This is a genomic window from Roseibium sp. MMSF_3412, from assembly GCF_030733265.1.
Classification (GTDB): domain Bacteria; phylum Pseudomonadota; class Alphaproteobacteria; order Rhizobiales; family Stappiaceae; genus Roseibium.
On sequence record NZ_JASHJI010000016.1, the window covers coordinates 126471 to 152122 of the forward strand.

Here is a 25652-nt window from a genome sequence, read left to right on the forward strand (position 1 = left end):
CGCGCCTCCGTTACCAACCGCAACGGAGGCGCTCATCATGGATCGCTCATGTCTGACAGCACACTTGTATCCGGCGAAGCCCTGGCGCTGGTACGCGCCTATAAACTCCGCCACCTGAGGCGGGTTTTGCTCGTCTTTCTCGCCCTTCTTCTTCTCGCAGGCCTGGTCGTCATCGACATCACGACGGGCCCTGCCGATCTCTCCATCTGGCGAACGATCGAAGTGATTTTTGATCGCTCCGTTGCGACGCCCAAGGAAGACGTCATCATCTGGCAACTGCGCCTGCCCGTTGCCCTCATGGCCATTGCCGTCGGAGCAATGCTGGGGGTCGCCGGCGCGGAGATGCAGACCATTCTCAACAACCCGCTCGCCGACCCGTTCACGCTTGGCCTCAGTTCGGCAGCCGGGTTCGGCGCTGCCCTTGCGATTGTGCTCGGCTGGTCCGTGATCCCGGGTGTCGGAGGTCTGTTCGTGTCGGTGAACGCCTTTGTATTCGCCATGCTGACGTCCTGCGCGCTCTTCCTGTTCACGCGGCTGCGCGGGGTCACGCCGGAAGCCATGATCCTGGTCGGGATCGCGATGCTGTTCACGTTCAACGCCCTGCTGGCGTTCCTGCAATACGGCGCTTCGGAAATTCAGCTGGCACAGCTGATCTTCTGGCAGCTGGGCTCGCTGGCGCGTGCGACCTGGGGAAAGGTTGGCATCTGTTTTGCCATCCTGCTTCTGATGCTGCCCTGGTTCATGAGCCGTTCCTGGGCGCTCACCGCCCTGCGCATGGGAGAAGACAAGGCTGCCGCGCTCGGCGTCAATGTCGGCCTCCTGCGCATTACGGTTCTTGCCGGTGTGTCACTGCTCGCGGCTGTCGCGGTGTCCTTCGTCGGTGCAATTGCATTTGTCGGCCTGGTCGGTCCGCACATTGCGCGCATGATCGTCGGCGAGGACCAGCGCGGGTTTCTGCCGCTGTCGGCCTTGTGCGGTGCGCTCATCCTGGCCGGAACATCAATTGCCTCCAAGGCCATAACGCCGGGCATTGTCTATCCGATCGGGATGATCACTTCCCTGATCGGCATTCCGTTCTTCCTTCTCCTGATCCTGGGGCAGCGCAAGAGGCATTGGCAATGAATGCGCTGAGTGCGGAAAACCTGACATTTTCCTACGGCTCAAGACGGATTTTCGACCGCGTGGGGTTCGACCCGATCGCGCCCGGTCAGCTGACGGCTCTCATCGGGCCGAATGCTGCAGGCAAATCGACGCTGTTCCGCCTGATCGCCGGCCTCCTGAAACCAGAATCCGGCAAGGTCCATCTCGGGAACACCGATCTCGACACCCTGACGACACGCACGCGCCTGGAACGCGTTTGCTTCATGCCCCAGTTCTTTACCGCCAATGCTGCGCTGACCGTTTTTGACGTGGTCATGATGGCGCACAAACAGCTCAAGGGATGGCGGGTTAACGAGGCAGACATGATCGCGGTGGGCACTGCCCTTCAGGAAGCCGGCATCGGGCACCTGTCGGAAGCCTATGTAAGCGAACTCTCGGGCGGTCAGTCGCAAATGGTATCCGTGACCCAGGCCCTGATCAGAAAATCGGATGTCTATCTGTTCGACGAACCGACATCCGCGCTCGACCTGCGTCACCAGCTGGATGTTCTCGGCCAGATAAAAGCGGCTGTCGCGGATCGCGGCGCCATCGGTGTCGTCGCCTTGCACGACCTAAATCTTGCTGCCCGGTTTGCCGACAATCTGATCCTGCTTGGCGAAGGCCGGATCCTTGCTCAGGGATCGCCTGCGGAAGTTTTGCGCGCCGACGCAATTTCAAACACCTACGGGGTTGCAATCGAAACCTCAAAAGGTCCCAGAGAGGAACTCATCGTCCATGCTTACGCGTCGTGAATTCATCATCTCGGCGGCGGCGATGGCGGGCACCGGTTCGGCTCTCGCCTGCCCTGCCCCTGCATCCACCGGAACAAATCACGGCTTGCTCATGCTCAATGCGGCTTGCGGCGATCCGGACAGCCCAAATGTTTTTGAACCAGCGATCCTCCGGATCAACACCGGTGACAGCGTCACCTTCGTGCCGACGGACGCCGGCCACAACTCCGCGTCCAAGCGCGGCATGATCCCGGATGGTGCAGAGCCCTGGAACGGGGCAATCGATGAAAGACTGACGGTCGAATTCACCGTCCCCGGCATCTATGGGCACATCTGCGTCCCTCATTACGAATGGGGCATGGTTGGTCTGATCGTGGTTGGAAACGACCTGTCCAATCTGAAATCAACCAAGAAAATCCGGCACCCCGGAAACGCACGCAAGGTGTTCCGCGCTCTTTTGAAAGAACTGGAAGCAAAGGCATAGCACCCGCCGTGAAAACGAACCTGATCGAAACCTGGTCCAATCGCTCCTTCGAGGAAGCCACGATGACGGAAGAGCATACCTGGATCTGGTGCGAAATGATCAACGCCATCGACGAAACCAACCTTTCCGCTTCCGACGTGCTGGATTTCGGCTGCAATCAGGGCGGGTTTCTGCGGCTGCTTCACGATCTGCGCCCGTTCAATTCAGGGACCGGGGTGGACATTGCGCGCCGCGCCGTCGCAATAGCAAAGACGCTCAAGGGCAATCGCCCGATCACCTATCATGCCGCCGAAGACCTCGCTGATCTTGAGCGGAAGTTCGACATCGCCTTTTCGCACGAGGCGATCTATCTGGTCGGGGATCTCGATAGGCATGCGCGGCAGATGGCCGGCGCACTGAAACCCGGTGGTTGCTACTACGCGGTAACCTGCTGTCACCGCGACAGTCCGCTTTGGGCCATGTGGCGGGCCAGGATCGAGGAGTTTTCGAACGTGCCCGTTCCCAATCACAGCATCGCCGATATTGCCGGCGCGTTCCGGAATGCCGGTTTTGCCGTCTCGGTTCGCCGCTTTCTGGCCAATGCCTTCGTGCCTTTTAGCGAGCCGAACGAGTATTTCCCGACCGATGCGGATCGCCTTGAAACCTACAGCCGATGGAAGCTGATGTTCCGCTTCGAGGCATCTGGGTGAGTTGGATGCTGTCTTTGATGCCGGACAGTTGCGATTCCAGTGTGTAAGAAACGTTTTTCTCTGCACCGCGCTTTGCAGAGGATGATCCACTCCGTATCAACGGGCACTTGAATTCAAGGCTCTTTCAATAAGCGGACCGCCTGTTCTAGACTGTGCGTTCGTCAAGAGTGGCCATGCAAGGCTTTGGGCAGGTGAATGCATTCTGTTGATATCGCGATGGCGCTGACCTTTGTGGTCATTGCGTCAACCGTCATCCTGTATGCCGTCGAGCGCTACCCGATCGAGACGGTCGCGCTCGGGTCCGTGACTGCTTTCATCGTCATCTTTTCGATCCTGCCGGTGCAGACGCCGGACGGCAAGGCCGTCACGACAGCAGATTTTCTCATGGGGTTCGCCAATCCCGCCTTGGTGACGGTGATCTGCCTGCTCATCATCGGCCAGGCCCTGTTCCAGACAGATGCTCTCGAAGGTCCGGCGAAGACAATCGTTCGGATGACGCGCGGCCGGTCCGCTTTCGCGACCATACCGATCCTGCTCGTGGTGGCCGTGCTCAGCGCCTTTTTGAACAACACGCCCGTCGTCGTCATGTTTCTGCCGATCCTGACAGCCGTTGCGGCGACGGTCGGGCAGTCTTCCTCCCGCGTTCTCATGCCGCTGTCCTTCATCGCGATCCTGGGCGGCATGACCACGCTGATCGGATCGTCAACCAACCTGCTGGTTGCCAACTACGCCGCGCAGTCATCCGACCTCCAGCTGAGTTTTTTCAGCTTCACGCCGATCGGCCTGATCGTTGCCGGCGTCGGCTCCCTTTACGTATTCTTCGTCATGCCGCACCTGATGACGGCGCGCAAGACAATGGCGGAAGAGTTTCAGTCCACGTCGGGCAAACAGTTCATCGCACAGATTGAAATCACCTACGGACACCCGCTTGTCGGCGTTGAGGCTGTTTCCGGCATGTTTCCCAAGCTCAAGGACATGACGGTCCGCCTCGTGCAGCGCGGACAGGAACCGCTGTTGCCGCCTTTCGAGAATGTGGTCCTGTCGCCCGGTGATACGGTGATTGTCGCGGCCACCAGAAACGCGCTCGCAAATGCGCTTGCGCGCCGGCAACCGCTCATGGAAGCGGAGACGGAACAGGCCAGCCCGGGACGGGATCAGCAAACTGTCCAGCCCGGCTCAATCAGTCTGGCCGAAGTGGTTGTTGCCCCGGCTTCGAGACTGATGGGCCGCACGCTGCCGCAGTCCGGTTTCTATGCCGACACAGGTTGCCTCGTGATGGGCATTCAAAGACGCAGCCGGATGCCCCGCATGGCGATGAACGATATCAGGCTCGAGGCCGGTGATGTACTGCTGGTCGCCGGAAGCGAGGAAGACATTGCCCGGCTTCGCGGCAATCGGGACGTGCTTCTGCTTGACTGGTCGACAGCCGAGGTTCCAAGGCGCCGGTACGCGCCGAGAGCGCTCGCAATTTTTGCCGTCGTCGTCGCACTGGCCGCGTCCGGAATGGTCCCGATCGTCTCGGCCGCAATCGGCGGCACCTTTGCGATGATCGCGACAGGGTGCCTCAACATCCGGCAGGCCATGCGCGCGATCGACAGCAGGATATTCATGCTCGTCGGTGCGTCGCTGGCGGCAGCGGTCGCGCTTGAAGCAACCGGGGGCGCGACGGCAATTGCCGCCGCGCTTGTTCATGTTCTGCACGGGGCATCCGCCCCCGTCATTCTGTCCGCCCTGTTCTTTCTCGTCATGGTGCTGACGAACTTTCTCTCCAACAATGCTGCCGCGGTTCTTTTCACGCCGATCGCAATCAATCTTGCCAACCAGATCGGTCAGTCTCCGGAGGCATTTGTCGTCTGCCTGATCATCGCGGCCAATACCTCCTTTGCAACGCCGATCGGCTACCAGACCAACCTGATCGTCATGGGCCCGGGCCACTACCGGTTCATCGACTTCATCCGTGCAGGTGTCCCGCTGGCACTCATTTTATGGTTGACCTTCTCGTTGGTCGCGCCATGGTACTATGGAATGTGAGCAACGCATTGAGGTATCGCGGGACAACAAGGTGACAAGACACCCGACAGACCATCCGCAGTTCTATCTGACCGCACCTGCGCCCTGCCCCTATCTGGAGGGCAAGCACGAGCGAAAGGTCTTTACCCATCTCGTCGGACACGGCGCGCCTGCGCTCAATGAAGTGCTGACGCAGGGCGGCTTCCGCCGCAGCCAGAATATTGCCTACCGTCCGGCCTGCGAACAGTGCCAGTCCTGTATCTCCGTGCGCGTGCGCGTGAACGACTTCAAGTGGACCAAGTCGCTCAGGCGCGTCTGGAAGTCCGGTGCAAATCTCATCGGCGCCCGGCTGCCCGCCAGCCCTTCGGCGGAACAGTACGATCTCTTCCGGGACTATCTTCAGGAACGCCACGAAGATGGCGGCATGACGGAGATGAGCGTGCTCGACTATGCGATGATGGTCGAGGATACGCATGTTGAAACCCTGGTGCTTGAGTACCGGCAGCGCGGACCGGACAGCTTTGTAACCGGGATGGGCGAAGGTCCGCTGCTCGGCGTCGCATTGAGCGATCAGCTCTCCGACGGATTGTCCATGGTGTATTCGTTTTACGACCCCGGTTACACGGAAACCGCGCTCGGCACCTACATGATCCTCGATCACATCGAGCGCGCCCGCAAGATGCGGCTTCCCTATGTTTATCTCGGATACTGGGTCGAGGGCTCTGCCAAGATGGCCTACAAGGCCCGGTTCAAACCGCAGGAACATCTGGGCCCGAACGGCTGGACCATGGTTGAAGCCGACGCGGCAGACAAAGGCTAGGCCCTTCCCGTCATCACCGGCATGCGCTACGCGAACATCAAGGCCTGGTGGGACGGCGCGCGCTACTTCGGCGGAATGTGCTGCCTGATCCTGTCGAACACCGAGCGGAACATGTCTTCGGTCAGCCGGCCGGTGTTCGTGTTGTAGCGCGAGCAGTGATAGCTGTCGAACAATGCCATGTCGTGTCCTGGAAGCTCATGCGCGGCGCAATGGGCGAACGGAAATGCAGCGCGGCGCAGGTCCAGAGCCGTCAGAAAAGTCTCGTGTGCAATTCTTCCGAGCGCCAGGACGGCACGGATGGACGGGTTCGCCGAAAGGGTTGCAAGCAGATAGGGCCGGCACGCCTTGATCTCGGGTCCGGTCGGCTTGTTCTGCGGCGGCAGGCAGCGCACCGCGTTGGTGATCATGGCGTCCTTCAGGACGAGGCCGTCATCAGGACGCGCCAGGTAAGTCCCCTCGGCAAATCCGTATTCCAGCATCGTCTTATAGAGGAGGTCACCTGCAAAATCGCCGGTGAATGGCCGCCCGGTGCAATTGGCTCCCTTCATTCCCGGCGCGAGCCCGATGACCAGCAGCCGGGGCTTTTCGGCAGAGAACGAAGGAACCGGAGCATTGTGCCAGTCCGGATGCGCCTTCTTCAATTCCTCGCGCAACGCAACCAGTCTTGGACAGACCGGACAGTCAGGCGGCGGATCCGTAAGCGTCTGATTGTCTACCTGGGCCGGCATGACGGCATCTCAGTAGTCATCATCCTCGTCATCGTCATCTTCGACGTGAGACGACATTTGCGGGCGCACGGGCCGTTCAGACGGATCGCGGCCGATCTTGTTGGCAAGGCTTGCCAGATCGATGAAATGGTCGGCCTGACGACGAAGATCGTCGGCGATCATCGGCGGCTGGGTCTTGAGCGTCGACACGACACTGACTTTCCTGCCCTTGCGCTGAAGCGCTTCAACGAGCGAACGGAAATCGCCGTCGCCCGAGAACAGCACGATATGATCGACGGATTCGACAAGCTCCATGGCATCGACAGCAAGCTCGATATCCATGTTGCCCTTGACCTTGCGGCGTCCGGCGCTGTCGACGAATTCTTTCACCGGCTTGGTGATGACCTTGTAACCGTTGTAGTCCAGCCAGTCGATGAGCGGCCGGATCGACGAATACTCCTGATCCTCAATAAGCGCGGTGTAATAATATGCGCGCAGCAGGTATGCCTGTCCCTGGAACTCCTTCAACAGCCGTTTGTAATCGATATCAAATCCGATCGCCTTGGCCGTCGAGTACAAGTTGGCTCCGTCGATGAACAAAGCAACCTTTTCTCTAGCGTCAAACATATTAAGTGAAACCTTTCCGAGTTAAATGCGCTTTTGAAGGTAAAGTAATGGTTGAACAGGCTCCCGCAGCCAGAACCATTTTGCCTCTCACCCGGCAAACGCATTTTTGCTGAGAATACATTTAACGCCCATCGCCGTTTTGCTCAGCTTATTGTTTTCTTTTTCCCACCGACCCTATTGATTCTTGTAGGTCCCCAGTAGTGCCGTACACTATAAGACTGGACCGCTGCAATGCAAAAGAGATTTGAGCCAAAAAAAATCGATAAAAAACCTGCAAATAGCGGCTATCTCCTCTGAAATCCCTCAAGGGGTTGCATTTTGGAATTGTGGTCACTATACGCTTTTTTTTCAAGTTCCTTTAGCCTATGGAGACGTCGAATGGCGCGCGTGACCGTCGAGGACTGCATCGACAAGGTCGAAAACCGGTTTGAGCTGGTGCTGCTTGCTGCGCATCGGGCCCGCATGATCTCGAGCGGATCTCCGCTTACGATCGATCGCGACAACGACAAGAACCCCGTCGTTGCTCTGCGCGAGATTGCCGAGCAGACCGTCAGCCCGGAAGACATGAAAGAAGACCTGATCCACTCGCTGCAGAAGTTTGTGGAAGTGGACGAACCGGAAACGGAAGCCGTTCCGGTTGTGCCTTCCGCGAACCAGCACCAGGTGACCCAGGTCAACACTGTCGACGACAGTGCCGTGGAATTCGATCGCATGTCGGAAGAAGATCTTCTGCGCGGTCTGGAAGGTCTGGTGCCGCCGGAGCGCACCGACGACGTTTGATAATTCGTCAAGTTCCCGTCTGAAACGCAGGCAGACCGCGCCCGCGTTTCAGGCGGATTTTGTTTCTCCTGCTGATGTCTCAGCCGGTTGCCAGGGTCGGTTGCGGCCATGATGCGTCAATACGAACTCGTTGAACGGGTTACACGCTATAACCCGGAAGCAGACGAGGCCTTGCTCAACAAGGCCTATGTCTATGCCATGCAGAAGCACGGTCCGCAGACGCGCGCATCCGGCGACCCCTATTTCTCACACCCGCTTGAAGTTGCAGCAATCCTGACGGATCTGCGTCTCGACGATGCCACGATCGCCGTCGCACTGCTGCATGACACGATCGAGGACACCGATGCGACGCGCGCTGAAATCGACGCGCTGTTCGGCGAGGAAATCGGCAAGCTGGTCGAGGGACTGACCAAGATCAAACGGCTCGATCTGGTATCGCAGAAAGCCAAGCAGGCGGAGAACTTCCGCAAGCTCCTGCTTGCGATCGCGGACGATGTGCGCGTCCTGCTCGTCAAGCTCGCCGACCGCTTGCACAACATGCGCACGCTTCAGCACATGCCTGCGCACAAGCGTGGCCGCATTGCCGAAGAAACCATGGAAATCTATGCGCCGCTGGCCGGCCGCATGGGTATGCATGACATGCGTGAGGAGCTTGAGGACATCTCGTTTCACACGCTCAATCCGGAAGCCTACGAGACGATCACCGACCGACTTGCGGATCTGCGCGAGAAAAACCGCGACCTCATTGCCGATATTGAGACAACACTCACGGAGCGGCTCAGCGAACGCGGCATGGCGGCGGAAGTCAGGGGACGGGAAAAACGCCCCTATTCGATCTTCCGCAAGATGCAACGCAAGGCGATCGGCTTCGAGCAGCTTTCGGATATCTACGGCTTCCGCGTCACCGTGGGGACCGTGGAAGCATGCTATCGCGTGCTTGGCGTCATACATACCACCTGGCCGACGGTTCCCGGACGGTTCAAGGACTATATCTCCACGCCGAAGCAGAATGACTACAAGTCGATCCATACCACAATCGTCGGACCGTCGCGCCAGAGGGTCGAGCTGCAGATCAGAACGATCTCCATGGACCGGGTCGCCGAGTACGGTATCGCGGCCCATGCGCTCTACAAGGACGGCGAACTGGGCGGCCGGAACATCGCGCGCCACACCGATGACTGCCGCGCCTTCGAATGGCTGCGCCGCACGACCGAGCTGCTCGCCCAGGGCGACACCCCGGAAGAATTCCTGGAAAACACGAAACTGGAGCTCTTTCACGATCAGGTTTTCTGTTTCTCGCCGAAGGGCCGGCTGATCGCGCTGCCGCGTGGCGCAACACCGATCGACTTCGCCTATGCGGTTCACACGGGCATCGGCAACACCTGCGTCGGATGCAAGATCAACGGCAAGATCATGCCGCTGGTGACGGAACTTCACAACGGGGACGAGGTCGAAATCATCCGCTCGGCTGCGCAGACCCCCCCGCCGGCCTGGGAAGCGATCGCGGTCACCGGCAAGGCGCGCGCCGCGATCCGCCGCGCAACCCGTGAATCGGTCCGCAAGCAATACGGTGCTCTCGGCGAACATATCCTGAAACGGGCCTTCGCCCGCGCCGACAAGGTTTTCTCCGAAGATCTGCTTGAAGCGGTGTTGAACGAACATCACCAGTCGAGTGTCGCGGACCTGCTGGCCGCGGTTGGTCGGGGTGATCTGAGTGCGCAGTTGGTGTTGAAGTCGGCGCATCCGGATTATCAGGACGAACGGGTTGCCATGACCGGACCGCCGATGGAGGAAGGCTGGTTCGGACTGAAACAGGGGCACGGACTGAAGTTCCGCATTCCGCCCGGAGAACTTGACGGCGACAAGCAGGCCTCCGACGAGGACGCGCAGACAAGCGAAGGCCCGGCCCTGCCGATCCGCGGCCTGTCCGGTGACATACCCGTGAGCTACGCGCCCGATGGCGGCGCGGTTCCGGGCGATCGGATCGTCGGCATCTTGACCCCTTCTGAGGGACTGACCATCTATCCGATACAGTCGCCGTCGCTCAAGGAATTCGACGACCAGACCGAGCGTTGGGTCGATGTCCGCTGGGATATCGACGTCAACAATCCGGAGCGCTTTCCCGCGCGGCTGGATATCTCGGCTGCAAACGAGCCTGGATCACTTGCGGCGATTGCACAGGTCATCGGCGAAAACAGTGGAAATATCGACAATGTGAAGATGGTTCAACGTGCCCCGGATTTCCACCAGATGGTGATCGACCTTGAGGTCTGGGACCTGAAACACTTGAACCGGATCATCAATCAGTTGCGCTCAAAACCCAACGTCTCAAGCGTCAACAGGGTGAATGGATAGCGGCTACATGACAGGGAGAATTTGATGAACCGCGACGAAGTGTTGGCCTTGTTCCGTGAAGCCGGTGCCATCCTGGAAGGGCATTTCATTCTGACATCGGGGCTGCGCAGTCCGGTGTTTCTGCAAAAAGCCAGAGTGTTCATGTATCCGGACAAGACGGAGAAACTCTGCAAGGCCCTGGCAGAAAAGATCGCGGCAAGCGGTCTCGGAAAAATCGATTACATCGTCTCCCCGGCCCTTGGCGGCCTGATACCAGGCTACGAAACAGCGCGGCACCTCAAGGTTCCCGCCATGTGGGTGGAGCGCGAGGATGGAGAATTCAGGCTGCGCCGTTTCGAGCTTCCGGAAGGCGCCCGGGTCATCGTTGTTGAGGATATAGTTACCACAGGTCTATCGAGCCGCGAGACGGTAACTTCGTTGAAAGCTCTTGGTGCTGAAGTCCTCGCCGTGGCCTGCCTGATCGACCGGTCCGGGGGCGAAGCCGATGCCTCCGTTCCGATTGTCGCGTTGGCCGAATACAAGGTACCAGCTTACGAGCCGGACAATCTTCCGCCGGAACTTGCCGCCCTGCCCGCGGTCAAACCGGGAAGCCGGGGCTTGAGCTGAACAAAACGCGCTGCTGACAGGACACGACACGAATTCATGCTGTTCCAACGCCGAAATAGACCCTCGCGCATCGAGCGCTTTCGCGTTGCAGTCTGGCCACGGAACAGCTGGTCGCGCTCAACCAGGTATTTCGGCAAACGGGTCCTGCGACTGACGGCAACGCCGCACGCCATCGCCATCGGATTCGCAGCCGGCGCATTTGCGTCCTGTACGCCTCTGGTGGGTTTCCACTTTCTGACGGCCTTCGTCTTTGCCTATATCGTGCGCGGCAACATGATCGCGGCAGCGCTCGGAACATCCATCGGCAATCCGATTACCTTTCCCTTCATCTGGGCATTCACCTTCAAGATCGGCCAGTGGATCCTTCACGGCAGAGCCCCGAAAGCTGATCCGCATCAGGTCCATCAGCGGTTCCAGGAAGGGTTGTTCGAACGGTCGCTGGATTCGCTCTGGCCGATGCTGAAGCCGATGTTCATCGGAGCGGTTCCGCTTGGGATCGTGGTTGGCACGCTGTCCTACATCCTCGTCTTCAAGAGCGTCGAGGTCTATCAGCGCAAGAGGCGTCAAACACTCGCCGACAGGGGGAAAACCCCGTATTCAGGCGGGGCCTCGACGGTCGAGGATGACGGCAGCGGTTGAGTTTTGCGGAAACCACCCCAATTAAGTGCCCAGAACTTTTCAGGAAACGGGCCCGCGACAGAATGATCTTAGGGATAGGCAGCGATCTGATCGACATCAGGCGGATCGAAAAAACGCTGGACCGGTTCGGCGACCGGTTCACGAACCGGGTTTTCACCGAAATCGAACGGGCGAAGTCAGACAGACGCGCGCAACGCGCAGCGTCCTATGCCAAGCGGTTTGCTGCAAAGGAGGCCTGTTCCAAGGCGCTGGGAAGCGGCATCCGGATGGGTGTTGCCTGGCGTGAAATGGGTGTTGTCAATCTTCCAAGCGGGAAGCCGACGATTTCCCTTCAAGGAGGCGCCGCCGAAAGGCTGGCGGCGATGACACCGTCCGGATTCAAGACAACAATCGATCTGACGATCACCGACGATTTCCCGCTCGCGCAGGCATTCGTCGTGATCTCGGCCTGGCCGTCGGACTGGCCGGTGCCGTCATCAACAGATTCTCAGTGATCTGCGGTTTCCTGACCGTGTACAGCGCATTGCGTCAACCGGCGTGAACCGTTAAGAGTCGCGCTCGGGTGTCGCCCGGAAGACCCGATCCACCGCATATTGCTTTAAGGGAAAACATGAGCGTGTCTGAAAACAAGAAAGACAAGGACAGCGGTCTCTACGAGACCGTAAAGGTTGTCGTCCAGGCGCTTTTGCTTGCCCTGATCGTTCGCACCTTTCTTTTCCAGCCGTTCAACATTCCCTCCGGGTCCATGAAGGACACGCTGCTGATCGGCGACTATCTTTTTGTTTCAAAATACAGCTACGGCTACTCCAGGTATTCGTTTCCGTTTGGATTGGTCCCCTTTTCGGGCCGGATCTGGTCCGCAGAGCCCAAGCGCGGCGATGTCGCCGTTTTCAAGCTGCCGACGGACACGTCCATCGATTACATCAAACGCGTGATCGGATTGCCGGGCGATACGATCCAGGTTCAAGACGGCGTTGTTTTCATCAACGGGGAACCGGTCAAGCGCGAACAGATTGACGACTATATCGAGACGTCCGCGTCCGGCGCGGTCCGCCGGGTTCCGCGCTTCCGCGAAACGCTTCCGAACGGCGTCTCGTATGACACGCTGGACCTGACGACACGCGGACAACTGGACAACACACGCGAATACACCGTGCCCGAAGGCCACTACTTCATGATGGGCGACAACCGTGACAATTCAGTCGACAGCCGTGTCCTGTCCAAGGTCGGATACGTGCCGCTCGAAAATTTCATGGGACGCGCGGAAATCCTGTTCTTCTCGATTGGCGATGGAACCCCGGCCTACCATATCTGGACCTGGCCCTGGACGGTGCGTTGGGACCGGATCGGCAAGACCCTCTAGGGTACGACCCCAAGACAAGCCACAGCGGGCCAAAGCAGGCCGTATGACACAGAACCAGAAGAAAAATGCAATCTCGGCACTCAAGGCGGCGCTGCACTATGAATTCAGCGACCTGGAGCTGCTCCGCGTTGCGCTGACCCATGCGAGCGCGCTTGCGCCTTCGGAAACGGTTTCGGGCAGCTACCAGAGGCTGGAGTTCCTTGGCGACCGCGTCCTCGGGCTGGTCGTTGCCTCCATGCTTCACGAGCATTTCCCGAAAGCCGACGAAGGCGAGCTCGCGCGCCGCTTCAATCACATGGTCAAGCGGGAGACCTGCGCCGAGATCGCGCAGGAGCTCGGGGTTGGCGATGCGATGCGGATCGGCCTCGCCGAAGCGCAGACCGGGGGCAGAAAGAAGACGGCGCTGCTTGCCGATATCTGTGAAGCCGTGATAGCCGCGATTTATCTCGATGGCGGTTATGCAGCGGCCGAGACCTTTGTCAGACGCCTTTGGGAGCCGCGTATGCTATCCTGGACGGGTCCGCTGCGGGACGCGAAGACGACATTGCAGGAATGGGCGCAATCGAAGAGCCTGCCGACGCCACGCTATGAAGTCACAGACCGCGACGGTCCAGATCACGCGCCGAACTTCACGGTCGCCGTCATCGTACAGGGTCTGGCTTCGGGCGAAGGCAAAGGCGGCTCGAAGCGGATCGCCGAACAAAACGCGGCCGAGGCCGTCTTGCGCCGGGAAGGTGTCTGGAAGGAATGACGTTCCATTGAGTGATGAAGACAAATCCGCTGATGGGGAAAACGAATTCGTGCCTGAAAAGGGCCGGTTCGATATTCCCCTGCCCGCGCCGCTTGGCGAAATGCCGAAAGACACGAAAGCCGGTTTCATCGCGCTGATCGGCGCGCCGAACGCGGGCAAGTCGACCCTGATCAACCAGCTTGTCGGCACCAAGGTGTCCATCGTCACGCACAAGGTTCAGACAACGCGCTCCATCATTCGCGGCGTTGCCATGCACGGCAACGCGCAGCTCGTTTTCATCGATACGCCTGGGATCTTCAAACCCAAGCGCCGTCTCGACCGGGCGATGGTCGACACCGCCTGGGGCGGTGCCCGCGACGCCGATCTGATTGCTCTCCTGATCGATGCGCGCAAGGGGATCGACGAGGAAGTCGAGAACATCCTCAAGCGCCTCAAGAACCAGTCCGCACCGAAGGTTCTGATCCTGAACAAGACGGATGTGGCCAGGCGCGAGAAGCTGCTTCAGATCGCGCAACAGGCGAATGAGTATATCGACTTCGAGGAAACCTTCATGGTGTCGGCCCTGACCGGCGACGGCACGCAGACAATTCTGGATCATTTTGCGTCCAAGCTGCCCGAAGGCCCGTGGCTCTATCCGGACGATCAGCCGTCGGATCTGCCCTTGCGCATTCTGGCGGCGGAGATTACGCGTGAAAAACTGTTTGAGCGCCTTCACCAGGAACTGCCCTATATCTCGACGGTGGAAACCGAGCAGTGGCAAAGCCGGAAGGACGGATCTGCGCGCATCGAACAGACCATTTATGTCGAGCGCGACAGCCAGAAAAGCATCGTTCTGGGCAAGCGCGGACAGACCATCAAGGCCATTTCAAAAGCCGCTCGCGAAGAACTTTCCGACATCATCGAAGCGCCCGTTCACCTGTTCCTTTTTGTTAAAGTGCGCGAAAACTGGGCGGACGATCCGGAGCGATACAGGGAAATGGGTCTCGAATTTCCCAAGTAGGTGGGTGATTGGCCGGTCACGATCGGGACAGTCCGGCAGAACAAGGTGTTGCCCTTGGAGTGGACCAGCCGCGGCGTGGTGCTGACCACGCGCAAACACGGCGAGAACGATGTCATCCTGGAAGCGCTGACGCTCGACCATGGCCGGCATCTCGGGCTGGTGCGCGGTGGGCGCTCTCAGCGCAACCGTCCCGTGCTTCAGCCCGGAAACGAACTTGACCTGACCTGGAAGGCCCGCCTGTCGGACCATCTCGGTATATTCGCGCTTGAACCGCAAACCTTGCGCGCAGGCCAATTGATGACCAACGGGATCGGCCTCGCCGGGTTGCAGCACCTTTCCTTTCTCTTGAAACTCCTGCCGGAACGGCACCCCTACCCGCACCTTTATGACGCCCTCAACGTGGTTCTGGAGCATCTCGACGCGCCCGATGCGGCGGCGGCCCTGCTCATCCGTTTCGAACTGGAACTCTTGCGCGATCTGGGCATGGGACTTGATCTCACCCGCTGCGCGGCAACCGGACAAAGCGACGACCTTGCCTACGTTTCGCCGAAGTCAGGGCGCGCGGTCAGCCGCGAGGCGGGCAAGCCCTATCATGACAGGATGCTGCCCCTGCCCTCTTTCCTGCTGGAAGGTCAGCGCCAGGCGGGCAGTGAGTTGACCTGGACCGATGTCACGGAAGGTTTCACGCTGACATCCTTTTTCATCTCCAGCCATCTACAGGAACGCGGCAACCCGGACCCTGGAACGCGCGATCAACTGCTTGGGGCGCTGGAACGGCGCTACCGAAAGGACTATCCTTGGAATTTCGGTTAGCCGGTCAATGTCCGTTATCGCCGATACGCCGCCAAGTGAAACTCTTTTCCGGTCCTGAATAATAGACGTGCTTGGCAACACCCGTGACATCCTCAACCGGAACATAGCCCACCATGGACAAGACCCTGCTATCGACCGAGTTGTCCCGATTGTCTCCGAGAACAAACAAATGCCCGTCCGGCACGACGTACTCTTTCGTATTGTCGAGCTGTGCCGTGTCACTCAATTCCAGAATTTCGTAGTCTGCTGCGTTCGGAAGTGTTTCGTTGAAGCGGCTGAATGAATCTCCGGTATAGGTACCGCTCCTGGCAGTGTATGCGCTACCCCCGGTGCGTGGCACGGCAACCCTGTCGATAAAGACGATACCACCTTGAACCTGAATGGTTTCTCCCGGCAGTCCGATAACCCGTTTTACATAGTCGAAACCGGCCTTTTCGTTCCAGAAGACGATTACATCGCCTCGGTTCGGGACGTACCGCTCTCCAAAAACCGAAAAAATTTGCTTCACCAGAAACTGATCGCCAACTTCCAGGGTCGGCAGCATGCTTCCGGCCGGCATGTTGTAGTGCTTTACCCGGTGAAAGTAGTAATCATTCCGTTCACCCAAATAGATGACACACGCGGTAACAGCCACAGCGACGACCGACCAGAGCAACTTTTTCGACATTCGAGAGCTTTCCCGCTTCGTGGCATTCGTGATGAATTGCACTTTAAACGGTTCACCTGAGGTGAGATGCAACTCCTTTTTGAATTCGGCGCAAGAAAACGTATATGGCTCTCCGGTGTTTTTTCTTCCCGAGCCTCACGGGATTGCTGAAATCCGTTGAAAATCCGCCATTTCGCGTCCCAATTGCCCGCTTGCGAATTGCAGACCCGAAGTGAACCGGTTAGCAAACAGATATGGGAAAAGAGACGACACCACCACCGAGCGGCATAGAGGGGATCAACCTCAAGGATGCGCTTGAAGAACGCTATCTGGCTTATGCCCTTTCGACGATCATGCACCGGGCGCTGCCCGATGTCCGCGACGGGCTGAAACCGGTTCACAGGCGGCTTCTTTACGCCATGCGCCTTCTGAAACTGGACCCAGGTGCGGGCTTCAAGAAGTGCGCACGTGTCGTCGGCGATGTCATCGGTAAATACCACCCTCATGGCGACCAGGCGGTCTACGATGCCCTGGTGCGTCTTGCCCAGGACTTCGCGCAGCGTTATCCGCTGATCGACGGCCAGGGCAATTTCGGCAATGTCGACGGCGACAACGCTGCGGCCATGCGCTACACCGAAGCGCGCATGACCGACACGGCCAAGCGTCTGCTCGACGGTCTTGATGAAAACGCCGTTGATTTCCGCGAGACCTATGACGGCGAGGACAAGGAACCCATCGTCCTGCCCGGCGGGTTTCCGAACCTGCTCGGCAACGGCTCCTCCGGCATCGCCGTCGGCATGGCGACTTCCATTCCCCCGCACAATGCGTTTGAACTCTGCCAGGCGAGCCTTCACCTGATCAAGAATCCGAAGGCCGAGGTCGACGAACTTCTCGAATATATCAAGGGTCCGGATTTTCCGACCGGCGGGCTGCTTGTGTCCGATCAGGGATCGATCCGCGAAGCCTATGCGACCGGCCGCGGCAGTTTCCGCATTCGTGCGCGCTGGGAGGTCGAGGATCTCGGCCGCGGCCAGTGGGCGATCGTCGTTACGGAGATCCCCTACCAGGTGCAGAAATCGCGCCTGATCGAAAAGATTGCCGAACTGCTGACCGCGCGCAAGTTGCCGCTGCTCGATGATGTGCGCGATGAATCGGCCGAAGACATCCGCATCGTGCTGGTTCCCCGCTCGCGCAATGTCGACGCCAACATTCTCATGGAATCGCTGTTCAAGCTGACCGATCTGGAAAACCGGTTTTCCCTGAACATGAACGTCCTGTCCATGGGCAAGGTGCCCATGGTGATGGGCCTGAAACAGGTTCTTCGGGAGTGGCTGGATCATCGCAAGGTCGTTCTGATCCGCCGCTCGGAGCACAGGCTCGGCCAGATCAACCACCGCCTTGAAGTCCTGGCCGGCTATCTGATCGCCTACCTGAACCTGGATGAGGTGATCAGGATCATCCGCGAGGAGGATGATGCAAAGGCCGAACTGATCCGGACCTTTGAACTGACCGATGTTCAGGCCGAAGCCATTCTCAACATGCGGCTGCGTTCCCTGCGCAAGCTTGAAGAACTGGAGATCCGCAAGGAGCACGAAAAGCTCACCGAGGAGAAGGACGAACTGACGAAACTGCTTGGATCGGATGCGCGCCAGTGGACGCGGATTTCCAAGGAAATCGCCGAGATCTCCAAGGTCTACGGACCTGAAACCGACATCGGCAAGAGACGCACAGACAAGGCTGAAGCGCCGGAAGCCGACCTTGTCGACATCCAGCAGGCGATGATTGAAAAAGAACCGATCACCGTCATTATCTCGGACAAGGGTTGGATCCGCGCACTCAAGGGGCATCAGAGCGACCTCTCCACGCTTTCGTTCAAGCAAGGCGACAAGCTGAAACTCTCCTTCCACGCAGAGACGACCGACAAGATCCTTGTGTTTTCGACCGGGGGCAAATTCTTCACGCTCGGTGCTGATCGCCTTCCCGGCGGACGCGGACATGGCGAGCCGATCCGGCTCATGGTGGAAATGGACGAAGCGCAGGATGTGGTGAATGCGTTCGTGCACAAACCGGGCCGCAACCTCCTGCTCTGCAACAACGAGGCGCGCGGGTTTGTCGTTTGCGAGGATGACGTGATCGCCAACACGCGCAAGGGCAAACAGGTTCTCAATCTGACCGCACCAACGGAAGCGACGCTTTGCGTGGATGCAACCGGGGACCAGGTGGCGATCATCGGCGAAAACCGCAAGCTTCTGGTCTTCCCGCTCGCGCAGGTGGCCCAGATGAGCCGCGGCCGGGGCGTGCGCCTGCAGCGCTACCGGGACGGCAAGGTTGCCGACATCAGGGTGTTCAAGGCCGAAGACGGCCTGACATGGACCGACAGTTCGGGACGCAGCTTCACCCGGACCATGGATGAACTGGCCGACTGGCGCGGTGATCGTGGCAATGCCGGGCGCTTGCCGCCGACCGGCTTCCCGCGTTCCAACAAGTTCGGTCCGGGATCACTCTAGGGTACGGACTCATAAATGAAGTCAATTTGGTTTGGATCGTTTTGACCAACTGCAAGGAGCGAAAGCGCAGGAAATGTGGTTCATTTTCAAGCCTTTCGCGACGCTGCAGATGGCTGAAACGGTCAAATCCGAAGGACGGCAAAATGGCCTCACCTCGCAGCGTCACCGCGCTTGACCGGGCATAAAGCCCGCTCTACTCACGCTTCCTCGCGAGATTTTGCCATTTCTGCCGCCAAATCGGCTTCATTTATGGGTCCGTACCCTAGGTCTATTGCGGTATCTGTTGCGGTTAACTGCCGCCACGCTCCCGGGGTCATGCCAAACGCCCGCCTGAAATGCCTGTTCATGTGGCTTTGATCGGCAAATCCACTTTCAATCGCGGCGTCCGCGAGCGGGTTTCCATTGGCAAGCATTTGTTTCGCGTGGCCGAGGCGGCGCATGAGCAGATACCGGTGCGGGCTCGTACCGTAGGCCCGCTTGAACTGCCGCGACAGGGTAAAACGATCCAGATCCGCAATTCTCTCAAGATCGCTCACCCGAACGGGGTCGCGGAAGCACTCCTTCAGAAAGCCGGCGCATTCTTCAAGCGCAGCCCAGTCCATCGAGGATGTATCACCGGAACCGGTGTCCCCCACCCTGCAAAGGCCGGTGGCGATTTCGCCAAGAAACGAACTGCGCTTGAGGCCGCCCATTTCGCTGTCCATGTCTTCCAGACAATCCCGCAAGATGGCCTGCAGGTGCGGATCGGTGAATACAGGGTCCGCAAGATGAGGCAGACTTCTGGCTCCCGTTGCTTCCAGTGCGTCACGGATGTCTTCAGGCTGGACGTAGATCATGCGGTAGCGAAGACCACCCTCCGTTCCCGCTCCTCCGTCGTGCAGTTCATCCGGATGAATGACGATGATCTGACCCGGAAGCGATGCATGTGAAGCGCCGCGATACCTGAAGGTCTGAACACCGTTCAGCGTCAGACCGATCGCATAGGTATCGTGCCTGTGAGGGTCGAAGCCCTTGCCCTTGAACCTGGCTTCAATCCGTTCAATTCCATCTTCTTCGGGTGCAACCCGGATCGAGTCCCTTGTGGCCGTGCACAAACGTTCAAGACAGGTGTTCGTGTCAGATGCAGGGTCGGTGTGAACCCTTTCCGATCTGACCCCTCTCGTGGAGTTTGCACTCATGTTCGATACCAAGTTCGTTGTTGTTGTCCGTGAAGACCTGGCCGTCTGGCAAAAGCTCAATGTAACAGCGTTTCTCTCGACAGGAATAGCCGCCGCCAAACCCGATCTCATCGGCAAGGCATATCGTGACGCTGTCGGGAACAGCTATCATTCCATGAGTGTGCAGCCAATCATCATCCTGTCGGCCGACGCAGAACTTATCGGCAAGATACATGCCCGCACCCTGCAAAGAGACGTGAAATCAAGTCTTTACATCGAGGAGATGTTTGCGACCGGGCACGACAGTGCCAACCGGGAAGTCTTCGCAGAACATGGACCCGACGATGCGCGGGTTGTCGGAATTGCGTTTCACGCAGACAAGAAAACCGCCGACAAGATCACCAAGGGTGCACGCATGCACGCCTGATGTGCCCTGTCAATTCATGCAATATTCCACGTTGTTTCCCCTCGACGGATCGGGCCCGAGCGGGCAATCTGTCGGCTGCATGAGTCAGGGGAAGACATGATCGAGCCGTTCACGTTCAATACCAGTCAACGCATCGTTTTCGAGAACGGAGCGGCTGCAAAACTCGACCAGACCGCAAAGTTCTGCCTTGGATCGCGGCCTTTCATCGTCACAGATCCCGGGATCGTCGCTCTTGGATTGCATGCGCCGGCCTTGGATGCGCTGACACGGGCGGGCCTTGACGTTGGACAGTTTTCTGACGTTGTGCCCGATCCCCCGCGAGCACTGGTCGAGAAGGCCGTGGAGGCTGCAAAGTCGCACCAGGCGACATCCGTGGTCGGCTTTGGCGGTGGTTCCTCGCTCGATGTTGCCAAACTCGTCGCGCTGCTTGCGCAAAGCGGTGAAGATCTGGACGAGGCCTGGGGGATCGACAATGCCAAGGGACCGCGTCTTCCGCTCATTCTGATCCCCACGACAGCCGGTACCGGATCAGAAGTCACGCCGATATCAATCATTACGGTCGGCGAAGAGGAAAAGCGCGGGGTTGTGTCGCCTCTGCTTCTGCCGGACCTGGCCGTGCTTGATCCGCTGCTCACACTGGGCTTGCCTGCGGCCGTCACGGCGGCAACCGGGATCGACGCCATGGTCCATGCAATCGAGGCCTATGCTTCCAGGTCGGCCAACAACAATCCCGTCTCGCGCATGCTGGCGCTTGAAGCGTTGCGGCTTCTGGGCGCGAATATCGAGACGGCAGTCTCAACGCCTCGGGACGAGGGCGCGAGAGGCAGCATGCTTCTTGGGTCAATGTTTGCCGGAATGGCTTTTGCCAATTCGCCCGTTGCTGCCGTGCACGCGCTTGCCTATCCGCTCGGCGGCACGTTTCACATTGCCCATGGGCTCTCGAACGCGTTGGTCCTTCCGCATGTCCTGAGGTTCAACAACAGCGTCGCTTCGGCAACCTATGCCGAGATTGCGCCGTCTCTCTTTCCCGAATTGTCGCAAGTGACAAGCCCGCAAGCGCGCGCTGACGCATTCGCCGAGAAGTTGGCCGAGCTGGCGTCAAAGCTTGGATTGCAAACCCGGCTGAGCAAATTGGGGATCGGGGCGGAAGACGTTCCAAAGCTCGCGCGGGACGCCATGAAACAGACCCGGCTGCTGGTCAACAATCCGCGTGAAATGACCGAAGCCGATGCGCTGGAAATCTACAGATCCGCACTATGAATTCCACAAGTTATCCACAGGCACCACGACCAGAGCCTCTTCCGCGATCAGCTTTCCCGGTGTTTCAAGAAATCCCCACGCGGTGGATGGATGTGGACATTTATGGCCATGTAAACAACGTTCAGTACCTGAGCTTCTTCGATACTGCCGTGAACGGCTGGTATGTCGCCAACGGTCTACTCGATCCGAGAACCAGCTCCGAGGTCTTTCTCGTCGTCGAAACCGGGTGTCACTACTTTTCAGAGTTGACATTTCCGTCGACTGTTTTTGCCGGGCTTCGAATCGAGAAACTCGGCTCCAGCTCTGTGGTTTTCCGCATCGGCTTGTTTGCCGGCAAAGAACATGAAACGGCTGCCCATGGACGGTTTGTTCATGTCCTTGTCGAACGGGAATCCCGACGGCCTGTGCGCATTCCCGACACAGCGAGGGGCATTCTATCAAGTTTGATGGCGTAGGAAATGCAATCCGCACGTTCTGCGACAGATCCAGACGTTTTCATCAGCTTGTCCACGGGATAACCGGTTGACGAACGATTGCGCAGAGCACCTTGAACTCACAGGCAATCCACAAGTTATCCGCAACATGTCAACAGAACGGGAAAACGCGGACACGGCGCGTTTTCAACATGTGGAAAACAGGTTTCAGCCCAAGTTCTTCATAAGGCGGGACTTCTCGCGCTGCCAGTCGCGTTTCTTTTCCGTTTCCCGTTTGTCGTGCAGCTTTTTCCCCCGCGCAAGAGCCAGTTCGAGCTTCGCGCGGCCCTTGTCGTTAAAATAAAGCTTGAGTGGCACAATTGTCTTGCCCTCCTTCTGCACGGCACCGGCAAGCTTGCCGATTTCCCGTTTGTGCAGAAGCAGTTTGCGCGGACGCCTGGGCTCGTGGTTGAAGCGATTGGCCTGCAGATACTCGGGAATATAGACGTTGTAGATCCAGATCTCGCCGCCATATTCGGCAGCATAGGATTCGGCAATATTCGCCTTGCCGTTACGCAGAGACTTTACCTCCGTGCCCCGCAACTCGATGCCGGCCTCGAGCGTATCTTCGATTTCGTAGTTGAAACGGGCTTTCCGGTTGTCGGAAATGATCTTCCGCCCCGGATCGCCCCCCTTTTTCGGAGCCATTTTTGTCCTTCAGGGCCCATTGCCCCGTCCGCTCAGTTGATCAGACCCGCATGTGCCATTGCGTCACGGATCTCAGCCCTGGTTTCATCGGTCACCGGAACGAGAGGCAAACGCATTTCCTCTTCGATCTTGCCGAGGACCGAAAGCGCATATTTGGAACCGCCCGGGCTCGGTTCAAGGAACAGCGCCCGATGCAAGGGTGCAAGGCGGTCCTGATACTCCAGAGCCTTCGGGAAGTCACCTGCCAGTGTCGCGGCCTGGAATTCCGCACAAAGACGCGGCGCGACGTTCGCAGTCACCGAGATGCAACCGACACCACCATGCGCATTGAAGGCAAGTGCGGAGATGTCCTCGCCGGAAAGCTGGTTGAATTCCGGTCCGCAGAGATGCCGCTGCCGGCTCGTTTTCGAAAGATCCGCGGTCGCGTCCTTGACGCCCTTGATGTTTTCACAGGTCTGGTAAAGTTCGGCCATGGTTTCCGGTGTCATGTCGATGATCGACCGGCCCGGAATATTGTAGATGATGATCGGCAACCCGACCGCGTCGTTTACTGCCTTGAAATGTGCCTTCAGTCCCGCCTGGTTCGGCTTGTTGTAGTAAGGCGTCACCACGAGCAGGCCATTCGCCCCCGCCTTTTCGGCGTGTAGCGCAAAATCGATCGCTTCAACCGTGTTGTTGGAACCGGCGCCTGCAATCACCGGCACCCGTCCGGCAGCCGCTTCAACGCAAAGCTCGATGACCCGTTTATGCTCGTCATGGCTCAGCGTCGGGCTTTCGCCGGTGGTTCCGACAGGAACAAGGCCGTTGGAGCCTTCCTGTATCTGCCACTCGACAAAGTCCTGAAACCGTTTCTCATCAAGCGCTCCGTCCTTGAACGGGGTAATCAGCGCTGGAATGGAGCCTTTGAACATCTCGGTTTCCTCTTGGATGAGTCGTGTTTTTGCGGACAAGGTCGATTGCCCTGTCTCGTTGGTGGCGCAACATACTCATCAGCCGCTAAAGGGGCAATGGTTCCGTTGCTCTTCGACCGGATTCGACCCTTTTTATTCAGCACGATGCGCCTTTTCAGAGACACTTCGCTCTGCGTGGTCTGCAAAATACGGTGTTTTCCTATTGGCAGGACGTCGTGCCCGCCCCTATCTTTCGAAAAAACGGAAACCGGAAACGCCTTGGGAGACGATCATGAGCACTGCGCATGGCGACGCGCACGCAGGTGCTGCGCACATACCGGTTGCGCAGCCCCGGGATTTTACATGGAAGAGCGCAGACGGTCTGCGGCTCTACGGCCGGAACTGGATCGTGGACGCTGCGGGTGACGACATGCGCATTCCGGTCATCTGCCTGCCCGGCCTCTCCAGAAACTCTCGTGATTTCAATGACATCGCCCGCTACCTTCACGCACGGAATCATCATGTTGTCGCGCTCGACTACCGGGGGCGCGGTAAAAGCGACTGGGATTCGGACTGGAGAAACTATGCGCTGCCGGTCGAGGAAAACGATATCGCGCTTGCGATAGAAAAACTCGGCTTGAAGCGCTTTGCCGTTCTCGGGACTTCCAGAGGCGGGCTCCACGCGCTGATCATGGCCGCACGCTACGCGGCCGAGCAGATGGCAGGCGTCATTTTCAACGATGTCGGACCTCACATCGAGATGCGTGCAATTCATCGCATTGCCGCAACTCTCGGTCACCGGATGAATGCGGATTCGCTTACGCAAGTTGCCGACAACCTGAAACACACGATCGGTAACCAGTTTCCGTCATTTGAGAGCAAAGACTGGCTGAAACTGGCTGGACAGCTTGCATCCGAACAATCCGGCGGGTTCGTCATGGATTACGATCCGGCCCTCGCCCATCAATTGGCCAGCCTCGACGATGCAGCACCCGCTCCCGATCTCTGGCCGCTCTACGACAGGCTGCTCGATCGCCCGGTCTTGGTGATCCACGGCGAAAAATCGGATCTGCTCAGTCCGGAAACCTGCAAACGCATGGTTGATACGCATCCCAATGCCCGGCTGAAGACCATTTCGGGCCAGGGACATGCGCCCGTCTTGTGGGAAACGGATACCCACGAAGCGGTCGCTCGTTTTTTACAGGAACTTTAGGGTACGGTCCCAAAAATGAAGCCGATTTGGCGGCAGAAATGGCAAAATCCCGGGAGGAAGCGTGTGCAGAGCGGGCTTTTTGCCCGGTCAAGCGCGGTGACGCTGCGAGGCGCAGCCATTTTGCCGTCCTTCGGATTTGGCCGCTTTGGCCATCTGCCACGTCGCGAAAGGCTTGAAAATGCACCACATTTCCTGCGCTTTCGCTCCTTGCAGTTGGTCAAAACGATCCAAACCAAATCGGCTTCATTTATGGGTCCGTACCCTAGAGCTGGTTCAGTGAATTTTGGATCTTCTGAGAGCGTCGCCCGGCCCAACGGGTGCCGGTAAACACGTCTTTAACTTGTCAGCACAGAGAGTTTTGTCAAACCATTGAAAAAATGCCGCTTTTGGCAACTCGAAAAAAAGAAAACCCGGCGTTTCCGCCGGGTTTTCCATCAAACCTCGGTTGAGGATTGATTAGAAGGTACGCTGCATACGAACACCGAAGAGGAGTTCGTCGAAGTCGTTGTCGGAGTTTCCGCCCGTACCGTCGATGGAGTTGTTGGCGTAACCAACGTCTGCACCCATGACGAAACCGGAAACCGGCTGCCACTGTACGGAACCGTCGATTGCCCAACGGTCTACATCGCCGATGGAGGAAGAGCTGTCTACGTCAACATGAGCGTAGGAGCCGTCCATTGCCAGACCGATGGTCGGGGTAGCCTGGACGTAGATACCAGCGGAGAGAGAGTAACCAGAGTTGGTGTCTCCGTCCGGAGCGTAGTCGGATACGCCGGTCAGGCCGGTGATGCCGTTACCGATGTAGGACAGTGCGCCATCAGCGTAGAAGCCCTGGAAGAAGATGTTGGAACCGGAGTTTGCGAACGGCAGGTTGACGTTCACGCCGGCGCCGATTGCCCAGCCGAGGCTGTCTTCA

At 58.5% G+C, this 25652-nt stretch carries 27 protein-coding genes; 20 read left to right on the forward strand and 7 right to left on the reverse strand.

The features are described from left to right. The first annotated feature begins 48 nt into the window (after positions 1–48). The 6 genes from RBB49_RS22750 (at position 49) to RBB49_RS22775 (ending at position 5874) form a co-directional block, all read left to right on the forward strand. Complete coding sequence (locus RBB49_RS22750) at positions 49–1122, forward strand: iron ABC transporter permease (RefSeq protein WP_306145190.1); 1074 nt, start codon at positions 49–51, stop codon at positions 1120–1122. After that, on the forward strand, positions 1119–1892 hold the full coding sequence (locus RBB49_RS22755) for an ABC transporter ATP-binding protein (RefSeq protein ID WP_306145191.1): 774 nt from the start codon (positions 1119–1121) through the stop codon (positions 1890–1892). The genes RBB49_RS22750 and RBB49_RS22755 overlap by 4 nt, the downstream gene beginning before the upstream one ends. After that, positions 1876–2355: a pseudoazurin gene (locus tag RBB49_RS22760; RefSeq protein WP_306145192.1), complete on the forward strand. Its 480-nt coding sequence runs from the start codon at positions 1876–1878 to the stop codon at positions 2353–2355. Before RBB49_RS22755 ends, RBB49_RS22760 begins: the two co-directional genes overlap by 17 nt. Positions 2356–2363: 8 nt before the next feature. Beyond that, positions 2364–3044, forward strand: a complete 681-nt coding sequence (locus tag RBB49_RS22765) for a bifunctional 2-polyprenyl-6-hydroxyphenol methylase/3-demethylubiquinol 3-O-methyltransferase UbiG (RefSeq protein ID WP_306145193.1) — start codon at positions 2364–2366, stop codon at positions 3042–3044. Between the two features lie 195 nt (positions 3045–3239). Beyond that, positions 3240–5075: an SLC13 family permease gene (locus RBB49_RS22770; RefSeq protein WP_306145194.1), complete on the forward strand. Its 1836-nt coding sequence runs from the start codon at positions 3240–3242 to the stop codon at positions 5073–5075. A gap of 31 nt (positions 5076–5106) precedes the next feature. Continuing rightward, positions 5107–5874: an arginyltransferase gene (locus RBB49_RS22775; protein ID WP_306145195.1), complete on the forward strand. Its 768-nt coding sequence runs from the start codon at positions 5107–5109 to the stop codon at positions 5872–5874. 62 nt (positions 5875–5936) lie between these two features. Here RBB49_RS22775 and RBB49_RS22780 read toward each other — a convergent pair whose 3' ends face one another. Together RBB49_RS22780 and RBB49_RS22785 are read right to left on the reverse strand one after the other, a co-directional pair. After that, complete coding sequence (locus RBB49_RS22780) at positions 5937–6602, reverse strand: uracil-DNA glycosylase (protein WP_306145196.1); 666 nt, start codon at positions 6600–6602, stop codon at positions 5937–5939. A 9-nt stretch (positions 6603–6611) separates the two neighbouring features. Continuing rightward, on the reverse strand, positions 6612–7208 hold the full coding sequence (locus RBB49_RS22785; RefSeq protein WP_306145197.1) for an NYN domain-containing protein: 597 nt from the start codon (positions 7206–7208) through the stop codon (positions 6612–6614). A 378-nt stretch (positions 7209–7586) separates the two neighbouring features. Between RBB49_RS22785 and rpoZ the strand changes: the two genes are divergently transcribed. From rpoZ to recO, 9 genes are all read left to right on the forward strand, one after another. Beyond that, complete coding sequence (gene rpoZ / locus RBB49_RS22790; protein ID WP_306145198.1) at positions 7587–7988, forward strand: DNA-directed RNA polymerase subunit omega; 402 nt, start codon at positions 7587–7589, stop codon at positions 7986–7988. A gap of 108 nt (positions 7989–8096) precedes the next feature. Beyond that, positions 8097–10343 (forward strand): bifunctional (p)ppGpp synthetase/guanosine-3',5'-bis(diphosphate) 3'-pyrophosphohydrolase, encoded by a 2247-nt coding sequence (locus tag RBB49_RS22795; RefSeq protein WP_306145199.1) that lies wholly within the window; start codon positions 8097–8099, stop codon positions 10341–10343. Positions 10344–10367: 24 nt separating this feature from the next. After that, a complete protein-coding gene (gene pyrE, locus RBB49_RS22800) occupies positions 10368–10949 on the forward strand; it encodes an orotate phosphoribosyltransferase (protein ID WP_306145200.1) in 582 nt (193 codons plus the stop codon). Positions 10950–10985: 36 nt separating this feature from the next. Further along, positions 10986–11588, forward strand: a complete 603-nt coding sequence (locus RBB49_RS22805) for a DUF2062 domain-containing protein (protein ID WP_306145201.1) — start codon at positions 10986–10988, stop codon at positions 11586–11588. Between the two features lie 62 nt (positions 11589–11650). Next, complete coding sequence (gene acpS / locus RBB49_RS22810) at positions 11651–12082, forward strand: holo-ACP synthase (RefSeq protein WP_306145202.1); 432 nt, start codon at positions 11651–11653, stop codon at positions 12080–12082. 116 nt (positions 12083–12198) lie between these two features. Continuing rightward, positions 12199–12951 (forward strand): signal peptidase I, encoded by a 753-nt coding sequence (lepB, locus tag RBB49_RS22815; protein ID WP_306145203.1) that lies wholly within the window; start codon positions 12199–12201, stop codon positions 12949–12951. A gap of 43 nt (positions 12952–12994) precedes the next feature. Next, positions 12995–13702, forward strand: a complete 708-nt coding sequence (gene rnc, locus RBB49_RS22820; protein WP_306145204.1) for a ribonuclease III — start codon at positions 12995–12997, stop codon at positions 13700–13702. Positions 13703–13802: 100 nt separating this feature from the next. After that, positions 13803–14702 carry a GTPase Era gene (era, locus tag RBB49_RS22825; RefSeq protein ID WP_306145223.1) on the forward strand — a complete coding sequence of 300 codons (900 nt, stop codon included), beginning with the start codon at positions 13803–13805 and terminating at the stop codon, positions 14700–14702. A 54-nt stretch (positions 14703–14756) separates the two neighbouring features. Then, positions 14757–15515 (forward strand): DNA repair protein RecO, encoded by a 759-nt coding sequence (gene recO / locus RBB49_RS22830; protein WP_306145205.1) that lies wholly within the window; start codon positions 14757–14759, stop codon positions 15513–15515. A gap of 4 nt (positions 15516–15519) precedes the next feature. Here the strand turns inward: recO and lepB (RBB49_RS22835) are convergent, their stop codons facing one another. Beyond that, positions 15520–16182, reverse strand: a complete 663-nt coding sequence (gene lepB, locus RBB49_RS22835) for a signal peptidase I (RefSeq protein WP_306145206.1) — start codon at positions 16180–16182, stop codon at positions 15520–15522. Positions 16183–16415: 233 nt separating this feature from the next. Between lepB (RBB49_RS22835) and parC the strand changes: the two genes are divergently transcribed. After that, positions 16416–18668 (forward strand): DNA topoisomerase IV subunit A, encoded by a 2253-nt coding sequence (parC, locus tag RBB49_RS22840; RefSeq protein WP_306145207.1) that lies wholly within the window; start codon positions 16416–16418, stop codon positions 18666–18668. Positions 18669–18865: 197 nt separating this feature from the next. On the opposite strand, the gene RBB49_RS22845 is transcribed toward parC, so the two are convergent. Further along, on the reverse strand, positions 18866–19846 hold the full coding sequence (locus RBB49_RS22845) for an AraC family transcriptional regulator (RefSeq protein WP_306145208.1): 981 nt from the start codon (positions 19844–19846) through the stop codon (positions 18866–18868). Here RBB49_RS22845 and RBB49_RS22850 point away from each other — a divergent pair. The 3 genes from RBB49_RS22850 to RBB49_RS22860 all read left to right on the forward strand — a co-directional run bounded on the left by RBB49_RS22850 (position 19845) and on the right by RBB49_RS22860 (position 21967). Continuing rightward, positions 19845–20252: a DUF2000 family protein gene (locus RBB49_RS22850; RefSeq protein ID WP_306145209.1), complete on the forward strand. Its 408-nt coding sequence runs from the start codon at positions 19845–19847 to the stop codon at positions 20250–20252. The two genes, RBB49_RS22845 and RBB49_RS22850, sit on opposite strands and share 2 nt — an antisense overlap. Positions 20253–20348: 96 nt before the next feature. Beyond that, positions 20349–21512 (forward strand): iron-containing alcohol dehydrogenase, encoded by a 1164-nt coding sequence (locus tag RBB49_RS22855; protein ID WP_306145210.1) that lies wholly within the window; start codon positions 20349–20351, stop codon positions 21510–21512. Then, positions 21509–21967: a thioesterase family protein gene (locus RBB49_RS22860; RefSeq protein ID WP_306145211.1), complete on the forward strand. Its 459-nt coding sequence runs from the start codon at positions 21509–21511 to the stop codon at positions 21965–21967. Before RBB49_RS22855 ends, RBB49_RS22860 begins: the two co-directional genes overlap by 4 nt. A gap of 186 nt (positions 21968–22153) precedes the next feature. Here RBB49_RS22860 and smpB read toward each other — a convergent pair whose 3' ends face one another. After that, entirely contained in the window at positions 22154–22633 is a 480-nt protein-coding gene (gene smpB / locus RBB49_RS22865) for an SsrA-binding protein SmpB (protein ID WP_306145212.1), read from the reverse strand. Positions 22634–22665: 32 nt separating this feature from the next. Further along, on the reverse strand, positions 22666–23544 hold the full coding sequence (dapA, locus tag RBB49_RS22870; RefSeq protein WP_306145213.1) for a 4-hydroxy-tetrahydrodipicolinate synthase: 879 nt from the start codon (positions 23542–23544) through the stop codon (positions 22666–22668). Between the two features lie 271 nt (positions 23545–23815). On the opposite strand from dapA, the gene RBB49_RS22875 reads away from it, so the two are divergent. Further along, a complete protein-coding gene (locus RBB49_RS22875; RefSeq protein ID WP_306145214.1) occupies positions 23816–24736 on the forward strand; it encodes an alpha/beta fold hydrolase in 921 nt (306 codons plus the stop codon). Between the two features lie 456 nt (positions 24737–25192). Here the strand turns inward: RBB49_RS22875 and RBB49_RS22880 are convergent. After that, positions 25193–25652: porin (locus RBB49_RS22880; protein WP_306145215.1), on the reverse strand; the 460-nt coding region annotated here is incomplete at its 5' end.

What these genes read in the sequence shown, in the direction of transcription:
- lepB (WP_306145206.1), bottom strand. Translation starts at nt 16,182, where the DNA reads ATGTCGAAAAAGTTGCTCTGGTCGGTCGTCGCTGTGGCTGTTACCGCG.
- acpS (WP_306145202.1), top strand. Translation starts at nt 11,651, where the DNA reads ATGATCTTAGGGATAGGCAGCGATCTGATCGACATCAGGCGGATCGAA.
- RBB49_RS22860 (WP_306145211.1), top strand. Translation starts at nt 21,509, where the DNA reads ATGAATTCCACAAGTTATCCACAGGCACCACGACCAGAGCCTCTTCCG.
- pyrE (WP_306145200.1), top strand. Translation starts at nt 10,368, where the DNA reads ATGAACCGCGACGAAGTGTTGGCCTTGTTCCGTGAAGCCGGTGCCATC.
- smpB (WP_306145212.1), bottom strand. Translation starts at nt 22,633, where the DNA reads ATGGCTCCGAAAAAGGGGGGCGATCCGGGGCGGAAGATCATTTCCGAC.
- lepB (WP_306145203.1), top strand. Translation starts at nt 12,199, where the DNA reads ATGAGCGTGTCTGAAAACAAGAAAGACAAGGACAGCGGTCTCTACGAG.
- rnc (WP_306145204.1), top strand. Translation starts at nt 12,995, where the DNA reads ATGACACAGAACCAGAAGAAAAATGCAATCTCGGCACTCAAGGCGGCG.
- RBB49_RS22850 (WP_306145209.1), top strand. Translation starts at nt 19,845, where the DNA reads ATGTTCGATACCAAGTTCGTTGTTGTTGTCCGTGAAGACCTGGCCGTC.
- era (WP_306145223.1), top strand. Translation starts at nt 13,803, where the DNA reads ATGCCGAAAGACACGAAAGCCGGTTTCATCGCGCTGATCGGCGCGCCG.
- RBB49_RS22750 (WP_306145190.1), top strand. Translation starts at nt 49, where the DNA reads ATGTCTGACAGCACACTTGTATCCGGCGAAGCCCTGGCGCTGGTACGC.
- RBB49_RS22855 (WP_306145210.1), top strand. Translation starts at nt 20,349, where the DNA reads ATGATCGAGCCGTTCACGTTCAATACCAGTCAACGCATCGTTTTCGAG.
- parC (WP_306145207.1), top strand. Translation starts at nt 16,416, where the DNA reads ATGGGAAAAGAGACGACACCACCACCGAGCGGCATAGAGGGGATCAAC.
- RBB49_RS22770 (WP_306145194.1), top strand. Translation starts at nt 3,240, where the DNA reads ATGCATTCTGTTGATATCGCGATGGCGCTGACCTTTGTGGTCATTGCG.
- RBB49_RS22780 (WP_306145196.1), bottom strand. Translation starts at nt 6,602, where the DNA reads ATGCCGGCCCAGGTAGACAATCAGACGCTTACGGATCCGCCGCCTGAC.
- dapA (WP_306145213.1), bottom strand. Translation starts at nt 23,544, where the DNA reads ATGTTCAAAGGCTCCATTCCAGCGCTGATTACCCCGTTCAAGGACGGA.
- RBB49_RS22845 (WP_306145208.1), bottom strand. Translation starts at nt 19,846, where the DNA reads ATGAGTGCAAACTCCACGAGAGGGGTCAGATCGGAAAGGGTTCACACC.
- rpoZ (WP_306145198.1), top strand. Translation starts at nt 7,587, where the DNA reads ATGGCGCGCGTGACCGTCGAGGACTGCATCGACAAGGTCGAAAACCGG.
- RBB49_RS22875 (WP_306145214.1), top strand. Translation starts at nt 23,816, where the DNA reads ATGAGCACTGCGCATGGCGACGCGCACGCAGGTGCTGCGCACATACCG.
- RBB49_RS22795 (WP_306145199.1), top strand. Translation starts at nt 8,097, where the DNA reads ATGATGCGTCAATACGAACTCGTTGAACGGGTTACACGCTATAACCCG.
- RBB49_RS22805 (WP_306145201.1), top strand. Translation starts at nt 10,986, where the DNA reads ATGCTGTTCCAACGCCGAAATAGACCCTCGCGCATCGAGCGCTTTCGC.
- RBB49_RS22760 (WP_306145192.1), top strand. Translation starts at nt 1,876, where the DNA reads ATGCTTACGCGTCGTGAATTCATCATCTCGGCGGCGGCGATGGCGGGC.
- RBB49_RS22755 (WP_306145191.1), top strand. Translation starts at nt 1,119, where the DNA reads ATGAATGCGCTGAGTGCGGAAAACCTGACATTTTCCTACGGCTCAAGA.
- RBB49_RS22785 (WP_306145197.1), bottom strand. Translation starts at nt 7,208, where the DNA reads ATGTTTGACGCTAGAGAAAAGGTTGCTTTGTTCATCGACGGAGCCAAC.